Annotated in this window: 9 protein-coding genes and 1 riboswitch; of the genes, 1 reads left to right on the top strand and 8 read right to left on the bottom strand. The window is 51.7% G+C overall.

Features of this window, described 5'->3' with window-relative positions; genetic code table 11:
• Nucleotides 1–19: 19 nt before the first annotated feature.
• From fumC to ABEQ74_RS10040, 8 genes are all read right to left on the bottom strand, one after another.
• Nucleotides 20–1,408, bottom strand: coding sequence for a class II fumarate hydratase (gene fumC, locus ABEQ74_RS10075; protein ID WP_430121998.1), 1,389 nt, complete (start codon nucleotides 1,406–1,408; stop codon nucleotides 20–22).
• A 427-nt stretch (nucleotides 1,409–1,835) separates the two neighbouring features.
• Nucleotides 1,836–3,626, bottom strand: coding sequence for a thiol reductant ABC exporter subunit CydC (gene cydC, locus ABEQ74_RS10070; RefSeq protein ID WP_430121996.1), 1,791 nt, complete (start codon nucleotides 3,624–3,626; stop codon nucleotides 1,836–1,838).
• Entirely contained in the window at nucleotides 3,623–5,386 is a 1,764-nt protein-coding gene (gene cydD, locus ABEQ74_RS10065; RefSeq protein ID WP_430121994.1) for a thiol reductant ABC exporter subunit CydD, read from the bottom strand. Before cydD ends, cydC begins: the two co-directional genes overlap by 4 nt.
• Complete coding sequence (gene cydB, locus ABEQ74_RS10060; protein WP_430121992.1) at nucleotides 5,386–6,402, bottom strand: cytochrome d ubiquinol oxidase subunit II; 1,017 nt, start codon at nucleotides 6,400–6,402, stop codon at nucleotides 5,386–5,388. The genes cydD and cydB overlap by 1 nt, the downstream gene beginning before the upstream one ends.
• The gene (locus tag ABEQ74_RS10055; protein ID WP_430121990.1) at nucleotides 6,389–7,792 is read right to left on the bottom strand and encodes a cytochrome ubiquinol oxidase subunit I; all 1,404 of its coding nucleotides are present in this window, start codon (nucleotides 7,790–7,792) and stop codon (nucleotides 6,389–6,391) included. Before ABEQ74_RS10055 ends, cydB begins: the two co-directional genes overlap by 14 nt.
• A gap of 307 nt (nucleotides 7,793–8,099) precedes the next feature.
• Nucleotides 8,100–9,902 (bottom strand): adenine deaminase, encoded by a 1,803-nt coding sequence (gene ade, locus ABEQ74_RS10050; RefSeq protein ID WP_430121989.1) that lies wholly within the window; start codon nucleotides 9,900–9,902, stop codon nucleotides 8,100–8,102.
• A gap of 258 nt (nucleotides 9,903–10,160) precedes the next feature.
• A riboswitch (purine riboswitch) is annotated at nucleotides 10,161–10,262 on the bottom strand.
• Nucleotides 10,263–10,361: 99 nt separating this feature from the next.
• The gene (locus ABEQ74_RS10045) at nucleotides 10,362–12,107 is read right to left on the bottom strand and encodes a sensor histidine kinase (protein ID WP_430121987.1); all 1,746 of its coding nucleotides are present in this window, start codon (nucleotides 12,105–12,107) and stop codon (nucleotides 10,362–10,364) included.
• Entirely contained in the window at nucleotides 12,104–12,823 is a 720-nt protein-coding gene (locus tag ABEQ74_RS10040) for a response regulator transcription factor (RefSeq protein WP_430121985.1), read from the bottom strand. The genes ABEQ74_RS10045 and ABEQ74_RS10040 overlap by 4 nt, the downstream gene beginning before the upstream one ends.
• Nucleotides 12,824–12,964: 141 nt before the next feature.
• Between ABEQ74_RS10040 and ABEQ74_RS10035 the strand changes: the two genes are divergently transcribed.
• The gene (locus ABEQ74_RS10035; RefSeq protein WP_430121983.1) at nucleotides 12,965–14,194 is read left to right on the top strand and encodes a DUF418 domain-containing protein; all 1,230 of its coding nucleotides are present in this window, start codon (nucleotides 12,965–12,967) and stop codon (nucleotides 14,192–14,194) included.
• Nucleotides 14,195–14,242 lie beyond the last annotated feature (48 nt).

Here is a 14,242-nt window from a genome sequence, read left to right as displayed (position 1 = left end):
CAAGCTCCAAATATCTATGCTACTCCTTCGGATGGATCATATCTTCCGGACGAACAATCCGGTCAAAATCCTCTCCGCTTAGCAGACCGCTTGCCAGAGCTGCTTCCCGAAGTGTTGTCCCTTCCTGATGCGCCTTTTTCGCGATCGCCGCGGCATTCTCATAACCGATATGCGGATTCAAGGCAGTCACCAGCATCAGCGAACGCTCCATATTGGCCCGGATGACCTCCAGATTGGCCTCAATGCCGACAGCACAATGCTGATCAAAGGAATCCATAGCGTCCGACAACAGGCGTACCGACTGCAAGAAGTTATAGATGATGACCGGCTTGAAGACATTCAGTTCAAAATTGCCCTGACTTGCCGCAAAACCGATCGTAGCATCGTTGCCCATCACTTGGCAGACCACCATCGTGAGCGCCTCGCTCTGGGTTGGATTTACTTTTCCCGGCATAATGGAGCTTCCCGGTTCATTGGCAGGGATCGTAAGCTCGCCTATGCCTGAACGCGGGCCGCTAGCGAGCCAGCGAACGTCATTGGCAATCTTCATCAGGTCGGCAGCCAGTGCCTTCAGCGCGCCATGCGCAAATACGATCTCATCATGGCTGGTCAGCGAATGGAACTTGTTACTGGCCGATGTATAGCTTTTTCCCATCTGCATGCTGATTTCCGCCGCGGCCATCTCTCCGAATTTCGGATGTGCGTTTATGCCCGTACCGACAGCAGTACCGCCGATCGCCAGCTCGCGCAGCGGTTCTACGGCAGATGCCAGCATGAGTTCGCACTTCTCGAGCATCCGGTGCCAGCCGCTAATTTCCTGTCCCAGCGTCAGGGGTGTAGCATCCTGAAGATGCGTACGACCGATTTTGATCAGGTCTTTGTATTCATCGCTTTTCTTCTCTAGTGTTTTCTTCAAGCGGCGCAGAGCAGGCAGCACATGATCTTCCATGGCCACGACCGCAGCCATATGCATTGCTGTCGGAAATGTATCATTAGAGCTTTGGGATTTATTGACGTCATCGTTGGGATGAACGCGCAGAGCGATGTCCTTCTGCTCGAGCAGCTGGTTCGCCCGGTTTGCAATGACTTCATTGACGTTCATATTGGACTGCGTACCGCTGCCGGTCTGCCAAACCACGAGTGGAAAATGATCATCCCATTTGCCGTCCACAATCTCGTCGGCAGCGGTCGTAATCGCATCTGCTTTATCTGCATCCAGTTTACCGAGCTTGTTATTAACAATAGCCGCACTCTTCTTCAAAATCGCAAATGCCCGGATGATTTCCTTCGGCATTGTCTCGGTACCAATCCGGAAATTCTCGGAGCTGCGCTGTGTTTGCGCTGCCCAAAGCTTATCTGCAGGCACTTTGATTTCACCAAGGGTATCCTTCTCAATACGATAATCCATCCCAACTTCCTCCTTTGACTTCCTTGAATGTGGCTATACATTAAACGAGAGTTATTCTGTCAGCGAAGCCACTCGATCATTCGTTCAATGTGCATAGCTAAAACGCTTTAATATTCATCTCCCCTATTATGACACATACCTGCCCAAGAAAAAAACCATAAGGGCGAAGAGCAGGAGCCGCTCCTTTTTGGATATCCCGTACTCCCGCATTTTTATAACGCACTCGCATAGGTGTCAAATCATACGCACGGCTTATCCTCCGCCCTTAGGTTGTATTAACCCTTTACCCAGCCCAAGACTAAAAAAATCTCAGTGGGGATGTCGGGAGGACTTCTATTTCGTATTGGAAGCTCAGAAAGGTTTAGGAAAAACAAAAAAAGAACCGCCCAAAGGGGCAGTTCTCTTGGCATCCATTGCTAATAGCAGTCTATATGGCGGGGCGATCTAATCGGTATAAGTTACGATACCGCGGATAGCGTTCCATCAGCTCAGCATGCGTTCCGCGCATAACGATTTGACCGTGTTCCATAAAAATGATCTCATCCATATTCTCTACACCGACCAGGTGATGCGTAACCCAGATCAGAGTCCGGTCCTGCAGACTGGCGAACATGGTGGAGAGCAGCTCCCGTTCGGTTTTGGGATCCAGTCCGACTGTAGGCTCATCCAGAATGACGACAGGCGTCTTCTGCAGCAGGATTCGGGCCAGGGCTACACGCTGACGCTCTCCACCGGAGAAACGATGTCCGGCTTCCTGCATGCGGGTGCGGAGCCCTTCGGGAAGGGAAGCCACCAATGGTTCAAGACGCGCCATGGCAACGGCATCCCGTATCTCTGCGTCTGTGGCATTCGGAGATCCGAGCCGGATATTGTTCTCAAGCGTTGTATCGAACATATGCGGGCTCTGATTCAATACTGAAATTATAGAGGAAATTCCGTCGCCAAACCTTGTAGACTCCACACCGCCCAGGGTGAGACTTCCCTCTGAAGGTGTCAGCACGCCTTGAACAAGCTGCAGCAGCGTAGACTTGCCGGCACCAGAGCGCCCTATGATGGCTACCTTGGCTCCAGCCGGAATATTGAGCGAAATATCAGTTAATACGGACCCTTCCCTACTGTGATCGGATGATACAAGTGCGCCGCCTGCTTCCTGGTCATATCGGAAGCTGACGCTGTCCGCCTTCACATGAATACCACTGCTCTTTACCGATTCGATCTCATCCTTGCTCAACAGTTGTCCTTGATTCGTCTTCCTGTCAGAAGCATCGGCGCTTTCTATCGCCTGAAGCCTTGCGACCGATTGACCGTACTGCGGAATCCGCTCTACCGCTTCGGATACAGGCAGGAATGCATCCATTAACGGAAAGACCACCAGTACAAAGGCTGCGATTAGCGTAACATCGATTGAGCCATCCGCATACTGCCTTCCCGACCAATACACCATCGATACCACCGTCACGGCAACTACGCACTGAGCGATAAAGAAGCGAAGACGCGACCAACGTTTGAGTGAGCGGTCCGTCCGATCCACTTCGGCTTCATCCCCCTCATAACCGGTCAGAAATTCCGTCTGCCGTCCGCTGACATACCATTCATGAATGCCCAGCACCGCATCGGTCAGCTTTTGATACAGATTGCTGCGGGCCTGCTTCATCTCCCGATTCTTCCGTTTGGTGAGCAGTAAGGAAATCAGCGGCAGGACCAGAATGAGCACCGCTATATACAACGCGAGCAGAAGGGCAAATGCTGGATCAAAGAGGCCGACAGCCAGAATAACACCAGCGTATAACACAAGCGCCACGATGGATGGAAAGACCGTCCGAATATAAACATCCTGCAAATACTCGATATCATCGGAGAGCACACCCAGCAGGTCCCCGGTGCGATAGCGGGAGGATAGACGGAGAGCCTGCGGTTCTAGGATACGGTACAGCCGCAGACGCATATGGGACAAGATGCGCAGAATCGTATCATGACCCACCAAACGCTCGACGTAATGGATTACCGCACGTCCAATCCCAAAGGTGCGGACCCCAACGGTCGGCACGTACACCATCAGAATATTCTCTGGACGCAGGGCAGATTTGGAGATCAAATACCCGGAAGTGAACATCAGCATCCCGGCAAACAGGATGGTGAGCACGCCCAGGATGACAATGAGCAGAAAACGCCAGAAGTTTGCCGTTACGTAAGGCCGAAACCACGATTCCTGCTTCATTGTACTCCCTCCATTTGCGATGTGATCAATCCGTAATAAACACCCTGTCGAGCCATAAGCTCCTCATGAGTTCCCGTTTCCGCGATCCGCCCCTGATGCAGAACAAGGATATAATCCATATCCTGCATCCAGTGAAGTCTGTGTGTCGCCAGGAACACCCATTTGTCCTGAAAAAGGGAAAGCATCGTCTCTTTCAGCTCATACTCTGTCTCAATATCCAGATGCGCCGTCGGCTCATCTAGCAGCAGTACCTTGCGGCCACCGAGCAGCGCTCTCGCCAAGGCTACACGCTGCGCCTGACCGCCGCTTAATGCGCGGCCACCGCCGCCGATCATCTCCGCAAGTCCGCCCGGCAAATGCTCTACCAGTTCCGACAGACCCGCCGCCTTTACCGCTGCCTCTACTTGCGTCCTCGATGCCTCAGGTGCATAGAAGCGCACATTGTCCTCCAATGAGGCCCCGAACAGATATGGCTGCTGCGGCATATAAGTCACCTGCGTCCGCCACTCCTGTCGGTTCGATTCATCAAGCTTCACGCCGCCTAGCTCCATCACACCGGATGTTGGCGCCATAAATCCGCCTAACAGCTCGATCAGCGTTGTTTTGCCGGCTCCACTCTCCCCAACGATGCCAATCTTGCCCCGGCCCTGTATCCGGAAGCTGACATCTTCCAAAGAGGCAGGTCCCTGCTCTTCGTGCCTGAGACCAATCCCGGACAGCTTCAGTACGCTGTCGTTATCCCATTGGAAATGCGGCTTCGTTTGGGAGGAAGCGGGCAAATTATCTTCAATTTTAAATGTTAGGTCTGTTTGTGACTTCGAGGCTTCCCGAATCATGGATTGCATCGCTTCCCCTGCCTGTTTGCCGTCCAGCGTAGCATGAAAGTCCGCTCCGACCATCCGTACCGGCAGAAAATACTCCGGGGCCAGAATCAGTATAAGCAGTGCAGGCAGCAGCTCCAGGCTGCCGTTAATGAGGCGTAAACCCAAATTTACAGCAACGGATGCCACGGACAGCATCGTGAAGAAATCCAGCGCGAAGGATGACAGAAAGGCTACGCGCAGTGTTCGCATGGTGGCTGCGCGGTACCCCTCACTGACTTGCTGTATACTTCTGCTGTGCTGGCGGCTCTGCCCAAGAAACTTTAGCGTAGTCAGGCCTCTCAGCGAATCCACAAAATGATTGGACAGCATCTTGTAGGAATCCAGCTGCCGTTCGGTTTGCTTTCTAGCAGCAAGCCCAACCAGAATAAGAAATACGATCAAGATCGGCATGGTCACCAGCAGGATGATACCCGAAATCCGGTCTGTCATGAACACATACAGCCATACCAGCGCAGGAGTAATGCCTGCTCCCATCATGCGCGGTATCGTAAGCTCCACATATTTGCGAAATTTGCCGATGCCCTCCAGCACAAGCGTAACCACATTACCTGTTCCTTCTGTCCGAACGAAGGCAGGCCCGTTTTGAAACAGCTCATCCAGCAGCTGCTTTCTCAGGCTCGTGCCCGTCTCCTCGGCAAAGCGCTGCGCGATTCCTTGCTGACAGGCGGAGATGCCGTGACGTGCCAGAAACGCAAGCAGGAACAAGGCAATGGTGTCCCCCTGCTCCTGCAGCGTTGATCCCGCAAACAGGGCCGATATGGCTTCCGCCAGCCATTTGGCTTGCAGGAGGATGGCCATGCTCTGTGCCAGGGTACATACGGCGACAAGGAGAAATACCGTCTTGGCGCCTTTGTATCCCAGCAGATCTTTTCCCATTAGTATTCCAGATGCTCCTTCTCATGTACCCGTTTATGGAAAACGAAGTAGCTCCAAATTTGATAACCCAGTACGAATGGCAGCAAGCTTACCGCCACAATCGTCATAATTTTGAGCGAATACGGTCCAGAAGCCGCATTATAAATCGTCAGGTCAAATGCCGAACTGATCGAGCTGACCATTACGCGCGGGAACAACCCTACAAATACCGATGTTACCAAAAGGGCGATGACTGAACCAGTCATTCCAAAAGCCCAGCCGTCCCGCTTGATGTTCATGAAGTATCCGCCCAGCAGGAATGCGAGCAGAGCCAGCACCAGCAGTACGGTTAACACCACGCCCCGCTTCTCAAAGATATCGGTCATGAAATACGTCATAGCCCCGAATACTACGAACAGAGCCGCAACAGGAAGCAATAGCTTACGGGCCATATGACGAGCCCGCTCTTGAAGATCACCTACCGTGCGCAGTGTTGTGAACATTAAACCATGCAGCAGACAGAGCATAACCATTGTGAGCCCGCCAACCACAGTATAGACATTCACGACATCAAAGAAACCAGCTTGCATCTGCATCTCTTCGTTAATCGGAAGTCCCTGAATCAAGCAGGCGAATACAACGCCGAGCAGAAATGGCGGAAGCACGCTGCCGAAGAAGATCGCACCATCCCACACCCGTCTCCAGCGGACATCGTTCACCTTGCCGCGGAATTCAAAGGCCACTCCACGACCGATCAAGGCCAGCAGCAGGAAGACGAGCGGGATGTAGAATCCGCTGAACAGCGTAGCATACCAGTTCGGGAAGGCTGCGAACATTGCGCCGCCCGCCGTCAACAGCCAGACCTCGTTCGCATCCCAGAACGGACCGATCGAATTGATCATCACCCGGCGCTGGGTATCACTTTTGGCCAACAGCTGCGTGGACATACCGACTCCAAAATCGAAGCCCTCCAGGAAAAAGAATCCGATAAACAATACGGCAACGAGCACAAACCACAGTTCGTTAAGAGACAGCATTGTAGCCCTCCTTGTTAAACGGATCGTTTGCGTGGTGATCCTCTTCCTCCGCCGCATACGGTCCTTTCTTAATAACCTTGATGAACAGATATGCCATGACAGCAGCCAGCGCCGCATAAATGGCGGTGAACATAATAAGCGAGAACAAGATCGAGCCTGCACTTACGTTTGGTGAAATACTGTTCTCCGTGGTGATCAGCCCGAAGACCGTCCACGGCTGCCGCCCAATCTCTGTCATGATCCATCCCGATGTGTTTGCAATGAATGGAAGCGAAATACCAAAGAGCAGCAGTTTAAAGAACCACTTTCCAGCCTGTTCGACCTTCTTGCGCAGCATCAGCCACGCTCCGTACAACCCGAGCAGAATCATCATGCTGCCAGCGGCAACCATGATCCGGAAGCTCCAGAATGTAGTGCGCACAGGAGGGATATAATCCCCAGGTCCATATTGCTGTTCGTACTGCGCTTGCAGCTCTTTCATCCCGATGACTTCGCCGGAGAATTTACTGTAAGACAAGAAGCTGAGCAAATACGGAATTTTTAACTCCATCTTATTCTCCTGCTTATCCGGATCGATGGATGCAAAGACCGTCCAAGGCGCAGGATCGTCACTTGTTTCCCATAAGCTTTCTGCAGCGGCCATCTTCATCGGCTGTGTATCCACCAGATACTGTGCCTGTTGGTGACCAAATACAGCAACCAGAATGGAGGTAATAAGGCCAATTACGATGGCGATATGGAATGATTTTTTAAAGAAATCAAGGTCTTGCTTCTTCATTAGCTTGTAAGCACTAATCCCGGCAACCACGAAGGCACCCGTAGCCAATGCACCGAAGATGGTATGCGGGAACTCTACCAGCAGCTGACCGTTCGTGATCAATGCGAAGAAATCATTCATCTCGGCGCGCCCATTGTTCATTTCAAATCCGACGGGACGCTGCATGAACGAGTTCGCTGCCAAAATCCAGAAGGCGGACATCAGGGTACCGAAGGATACCAGCCAAATGCTGAGCAGATGGACCTTCTTCGATAAACGGTCCCAACCGAATATCCACAGCCCGATAAACGTCGACTCGAGGAAAAACGCCAGCAAGGCTTCGATGGCAAGCGGTGCACCAAACACGTCCCCGACAAAGCGTGAGTAGTCCGACCAGTTCATGCCGAACTGGAATTCCTGCAGAATGCCTGTCACAACCCCAACTGCAAAGTTAATCAGGAACAGCTTACCCCAGAACTTGGCCATTTTCTTATAGACTTCCTGGCCTTTGACAACATACATTGTCTCCATGATGGCAATCAGAAACGCCAACCCGATGGACAAAGGTACGAAAATAAAGTGAAAAATGGTTGTCGATGCGAATTGAATTCGCGCCAGCATAACCGGATCCATAACAGATACCCCTTCCCTTAGCTCACATAATCACTTCAAATTTTATTCTTTTTGTATTGTCGCAAACCGCGGTGCAAAGCATTGTGATAAAGATCACATTATAATGAATGAAATCGGTTTAAAAGTTATAAATTTGTGACGAAAATCACTAAGTTAAATTTGAAGCTATGTTAAGGGGCATTTTAACGAAAAAACAGGCGTTTACCAGTCCCTTGTTATAGGTTGCAGCAGGGTCTGTCTAACGCAAAAAAAGCAGGCTGCCATGAAGGCAACCTGCTTCGTTATATCTCGTCATTTTATCCGTAACTTACTGAACTGCACCAATCTCTGTCTCGATGAGCTTGAATTCTGTCACATCTGCGATGCCGCGATTGGTAATGCGGATTTCCGGGATCACCGGCAGCGCGATGAGGGAGAAGGTCATAAACGGCGCATGGATGTAGCATCCAAGCTCCTTCCATGCTTCCTCCAGGGCAGCGACTTCCTCCGCTACGGTCTCCACCGGACGGTCTGCCAGCAAACCAGCAATCGGCATTGCCACCTTCGCCAGCACCTTGCCGTCACGAACCACGATCATGCCGCCTCCGCATGCTGCCAGCTCATTCGCTGCCAGGGCCATATCCTCGGCATTCGTACCCATCACAAGCAGATTGTGGCTGTCATGTGCTACAGTGGACGCCACCGCGCCGGACTTCAGCCCGAAGCCGCTCGCAAAACCAAGCGAGATTTGTCCTGAGATGCCGTGACGCTCAATGCATGCCAGTTGAACCACGTCCTGATCCAGGTCTGGCTGGATCACTCCTTGCTGCACGGAGAGCACCGCCGTCATTTTGGCAGTACGGGCGCTGTTCTCGATGACACGCACCACATTCACTTCCGTGCGTGCTGCATCGAATTTGCTGCGCAGCAGGAAATCATCCGCAGTAAGTGGGCGCTGTAGCCGGACCGAGTTAAAAGCTTGCTCCGGGTACTGATAGACCGGGAATTCCTTCACAAGTTTGCCGTTCTCTGCTACCACTTCGCCATCCGTGATCACAACGGAAGGTACCATGCTCTTCAACTCATCAATCAGCAGTATATCAGCTGTCTTGCCTGGTGAAATGCTGCCAACCTCCATGTCCATCCCGAAATAGCGAGCAACATTGATCGTTCCCAGCTGAATGGCCGTAACCGGGTCTACGCCTTCCTCCATTGCACGGCGAACCACATGGTTCATATGCCCAAGTCTCAATAGCGTCTGCGGGTACACATCATCTGTAACCAGAGACATATTGTCTGTCCGCACCTTATCTTCCGTAATGACCTTAACAACTTCCTTCACATCCTGCCAAGCCGAGCCCTCGCGGATCATCAGGTGCATGCCAAGGCGAACTTTCTCCAATGCCTGCTCTCTGGTTACCGTCTCATGGTCGGAGTTTACGCCCGTTGCCATATAGGCCTGAAGCATCCGATCATCCTCTGCCGGAAAATGTCCTGTCACCGCCTTGCCTGAGCGCAGCGTGGCTTCGATCTCTCCGCTCATGGTCGGGTCACCGTATACAACGCCCGGGAAGTTCATCACTTCGCCAAGACCGGCAACACCTTCCCATGTCAGCCCTTCCTCTATGTCTGCTACACCCAGCTGTGCTCCCGCATCCTCCAAATCAAACGTTGCCGGCACACACGAAGGAATCGTGGTGAACACCTTCATTGGCAGCTGCTGCCCTTCTTCGTGCATCCAGCGCACACCCTCCATGCCAAATACGTTAGCTATTTCATGGGGATCCATGTAGACCCCGGTCGTCCCGCTAACAATGGCCGCTTTGGCAAACTCGGTCACCGTCAGCATCGTGCTCTCCACATGCATATGACCATCCAGCAGACCCGGCGTAATATAACGGCCATTCGCTTCAATGACCCGTGTCGCCTCCCCGATCGTATGATCCGCATTGCCGATATAAGCGATGCGCCCGTACGCCATCGCCACGTCTATATGCTCTTGAAGCTCGCCTGTAAATACGTTCACCAGCGTGCCATTCTTAATGACCAGATCGGCAGACTCTTCTCCCAGCGCAACCTTCCCCAGCTGACGGCTGACCTCGTATCGTTTCTGTCTTTGGATTGAACTCATGATGATTGCACGCTCCCCTAGTTTTGTGTAATGAACGGTAAATACATAATCGATCGCTTGATAACACGCCAAACAACCCGGACAGCGAATCTGCCCGGGTTACCAGTACTTATATCCATAAAGGAAAGAGATGTCCCATGCAGCAGCAATCTATGCTACCTAGTCTGCACATCACCTCAATCGTTAAAACCTGCGAAATTTCCAATCAAGATGATCCTGAAGGCCCGGCTTCATAGGTACGAAGCTGGGCTGGGTAGGGGGGAATCTCAACCTTCATGTAGTCAAGTCATTTACGGTAACCTGGTAGAAACGCCCGGGCCTTATCCCCCGGCATATACATCAAGATTTGATTATGTGAATATATTAACCTTTTCATTCATTTCGTTTCATTTGTTGTATGAATTATAATCCTCCTGACTTAGAAGTCAAGTGACCGGGAGGAATCTTTCAGCTAACTTATTAATTTACGTCTCTTATTGCCTCAGGAAGCAAAATGGTGATGGTGGTTCCCCTGCCCACTTCAGACCACACGCTTACCCGGCCCCCATGCGCTTCAACAATCGCCTTGGCAATGCTCATCCCAAGCCCTGAGCCATCCATGCTCTCTTCGGTATTCGTCCCCCGGTAATAACGTTCAAACAGATTACCGCGTGTCTCCTCGTCCATTCCCACGCCCTGATCGGTGACCAAAATCGCTGCCCCTACGGAATGTCTCTCTACCCGTACTTCAATGTGAACGCCTTGCGGATTATGCTTCACGGCATTCGTAAGCAGGTTATCCATCAGCCGCTGAAGCCATTTGGCGTTGCCGTCTACCATCATTGCTGCCTCACTGCCAACATAAACGAAATATGCATCTACCGTGGCATCGTTAACATATTTCAATACACAGCGACGAACGAGCTCATTCAAATCCAGCCGGGCCAGCTCCTGCGGCCGAATTTCATTCTTGAGTTGAAACACAAGGGAGAAGTCGTTGATCAGCTCCAGCATGTAATCACCTTTTTCCCGGATCACGGTGCCCATCTCCCGCAGCTCTTCCTGACTCCAATCCTGAGGTGCGCTCTCGAGCATATACCCATAACCCTGGATGGAGGATAATGGTGTACGCAAATCATGCGAAATCCCGGACATCCATTCCTCCCGATTACGGTCGAGCCGCTCCCGCTCCCGTTCGGTTTCGGCAAGCTGCTCGGCCATTTTGTAAAATGAATGGATGACTTCCTTGTACAGCTTGAAGCGCGTGCGCAGCTTCCCGTTCCTGCGGAACACCCGCTTCCGGTCTTTGGGGGTAAGGACTTCCTCATAAGCTCCTCTCCCCATTCGCTCAAACCATCCGGTAAACAGCAACAAGGGACGGCTGTACCTGTATCCATGCCAGATGGCGACTCCGAGCGACAGCAGCAGTACACAGATCATTGTCCATAGCGCCACGCGGATCAGATCATTCATCATCGGTCTCTTCCCCAGAGCACCGTCTTGCGGCGTATGGTAGATCCATGTGTTGCCGCTGTCCGCATCCCGGTAAACCGCGATATGTGTTGCATATGTGCCGGGCTGCTCCTGCATAGCCATAATCTCCAGCGGGTGATAGCTTGCTTTCGTCTCTGCACCTGATCCCACCGTTTGGACAACACGCCCCTCCCGGTCAATGACATGCAAATAGCCGCCAAGCTTTGCTAACTCATTATGAAGTTCCTCTTCAGACCCCTGCCTTACTCTGCCGTTTTGTTGGAATTCAGCATACCACTCCCGAAGATGATCCGAGCTTTCATCAATGCGACCCATCAGGTACAGCAACGGCTCTTCGTAAAACAGTTCCATTTGCCAATCCACCGTATACTTGCCGAGACGTCGATTCTCCTTTATTTCAAGTAAAATGTTCACCGAATACTCGGAAGGAATATTTGCAGATGTGTTGGTGGCGTGAATAACTTTTCCCTCCATATTCACCACCTGGAGCCACATATTCTTCTCCCGCAGCAGAAACTTCCAATGCTCCCCCAGCAGCACCTTGCCATCCTCCGTCACGGTCTCCATTACGATCCCGTCCAGAACACCTGTCGGAAAATTGCGCTCAAGCTCATCATTGTTTATATGCCTGATCAAGAAGAATAAGAGCACAATGAGAAAGCAAAACATAAACGCCGAGAATGCAATCAGTTGATATGTAAAATGAAAGGCCAATCTTCTGCGCAGCCTCATCGCCCTTTCTCCTTCATCAGCTTGTAACCAAGCCCCCGGACCGTCAGCAAATACTGCGGGTTACTCGGGTCTTCCTCAATACGCTCGCGGATGCGGCGGATATGCACCATCACGGTATTATCCTCGCCCATGCCATCGATGCCCCACACGGCCTCGTACAGCTGTGATTTGGAGAATACTACCCCGGGATGCTTGCAAAAATACAACAAAAGCTGAAACACCTGGGCCGGGCAAGGCACAGGCTCGCCCAGCACGGTAAGCTCACCGGCAGTTTCATCCACCTTGAACCGGCCGAAATCCCATGCACGCTGGATTGGCCGATGCTCAGCCGCCATGGTCCTGCCCAAGCCGCCTCGGCGCAGACGCGCTTTGATTCTTGCGGCAATCTCCAGCGGGTTAAACGGCTTGGTCACATAATCGTCCCCGCCCATTGCAAATCCGGTCAGCACATCCAGGTCCGATGCCTTCGCCGTCAAAAACAGAATGTGCGGACTGCCATAGGAACGGATTTGCGGACAAAGATCAAATCCGGTGCCATCCGGAAGCATGACATCAAGCAGCACAAAATCTGCTCCGTGGGCAGCGATTTCGCTAAGCGCCTCCTGACAACTGGATGCTGTGTATATGCGGTTAAAGCCTTCCTTGCGCAGCACCATCTGCAGCATTTTCACAATGGAAGGTTCATCATCTACAATTAAAATTCGTGTATGCTCCATATTTATCCTCACCCATATTTATGCTAGCATAGCAACCTTAACAGGAGTTAAACAAATGAGAAAACTGTTAAGAAAAAGTTAGGTTGCCGTTTCCGAGTAATTTCATTTCGAACTTTATACTTGGTTTCAGAGGTGATCGATATGAATTCATATAAACGTTCGACGACGGTTGATGCCATTCGCGGCTTGAGCTTGCTTGGCATCTTGATGGCCAACATGCTGATTTTTCAATATGGCATGTTTGGTAAGGATGAACTGCACTACTTCCAGCCATCCATCCTGGACCGGGTTAGCCATGATATGCTGAGAGTTTTCGTAGAGGCCAGCTTTATGCCGATTTTTACATTCCTGTTCGGCTACAGTATGGTCAAAATGAGGGAAAGCTTGACCGCCAAAGGACTCAAGTATGGACGCAGCTTTACCCGCAGGTCCATTCTGCTGATCCTTCTTGGTTTTCTGCACTCGACCTTCATATGGGAAGGCGATATTCTGCTGTTCTACGGAATCGTAGGATTCTTCCTGCTGCTATTTGTAAAGCGGAAGCCCAAAACACTCATCATATGGGGGACCCTTCTGCTCGCGCTGGTGTCAGCTTTCGGATACGGTATGCTGGAGCCTTCGGCTGCAGAAGGAGAGAAAATGGAGAAATTAGTAAAGCAATCCATCGAGGTATACAGCAGCGGCTCTTATAGTGAGATCTTTCAGTTCCGTTTAAACGGGGACATACCTTACGATCTACCAGATTGGCTGTTATTGCTGGTTGTCATCATTATTCCGTTGATGAACGCACCGATGTTCCTGTTTGGCATGGCGGCGGCAAAACGCGGACGCTTCCTCCATCCTTCCATGGAAATCAAGTTGTACTTGAGATGGTCGCTCCTTATTCCGGTCGGACTGGGTTTGAAAACGGCAGGCGTCATGTTGGGTAACTCCAATAGCTGGAGTGGTATCCTGATGATGCTTGGCGGTCCGCTGTTAGCGCTAGGCTATCTCCATTTGTTCGCTTCCATATACGCCTTCTCGTCCAGACAGTCGCTTTTGATCCGGGCTTTTGAAGCTGTTGGACGGATGTCACTAACCAACTATCTGTCACAAAGCGTTATATGCGTACTGATATTCTATGGATTTGGGCTGGGTCTCTTCGGTAAGCTCGGCGTACTGCAAGGAGCGCTGCTGGCGATCCTTATCTATGCCATACTGGCAGCCATCAGCCTGCTCTGGCTGAAAAGGTTCCGCAGCGGCCCCATCGAACGGCTGCTGCGTATAGGCACCTACTGGTCCTGGAGTGGAAGAGCCAAACCTAAACCACTGGCTCCGGTGGCTGCAGATCCTGTCGCAGAACTTCGGACCGAAGGTCCTCCTGCGTCCTAAGCGTATAAGCAGCTTCGGCACGAGGCTTGCTTCCTCCAGGCTACCAAG

It is taken from the genome of Paenibacillus solani (assembly GCF_050475945.1).
Taxonomy (GTDB): Bacteria; Bacillota; Bacilli; order Paenibacillales; family Paenibacillaceae; genus Paenibacillus_AQ; species Paenibacillus_AQ solani_A.
The sequence above is the reverse complement of the archived record's forward strand: the minus strand, read 5'-3'. Positions and strand labels throughout refer to the sequence as shown.

Coding starts and splice junctions, on each gene's coding strand:
- fumC (WP_430121998.1), bottom strand. CDS start 1,408: ATGGATTATCGTATTGAGAAGGATACCCTTGGTGAAATCAAAGTGCCT.
- cydC (WP_430121996.1), bottom strand. CDS start 3,626: ATGAAGCAGGAATCGTGGTTTCGGCCTTACGTAACGGCAAACTTCTGG.
- cydD (WP_430121994.1), bottom strand. CDS start 5,386: ATGGGAAAAGATCTGCTGGGATACAAAGGCGCCAAGACGGTATTTCTC.
- cydB (WP_430121992.1), bottom strand. CDS start 6,402: ATGCTGTCTCTTAACGAACTGTGGTTTGTGCTCGTTGCCGTATTGTTT.
- ABEQ74_RS10055 (WP_430121990.1), bottom strand. CDS start 7,792: ATGGATCCGGTTATGCTGGCGCGAATTCAATTCGCATCGACAACCATT.
- ade (WP_430121989.1), bottom strand. CDS start 9,902: ATGAGTTCAATCCAAAGACAGAAACGATACGAGGTCAGCCGTCAGCTG.
- ABEQ74_RS10045 (WP_430121987.1), bottom strand. CDS start 12,107: ATGAGGCTGCGCAGAAGATTGGCCTTTCATTTTACATATCAACTGATT.
- ABEQ74_RS10040 (WP_430121985.1), bottom strand. CDS start 12,823: ATGGAGCATACACGAATTTTAATTGTAGATGATGAACCTTCCATTGTG.
- ABEQ74_RS10035 (WP_430121983.1), top strand. CDS start 12,965: ATGAATTCATATAAACGTTCGACGACGGTTGATGCCATTCGCGGCTTG.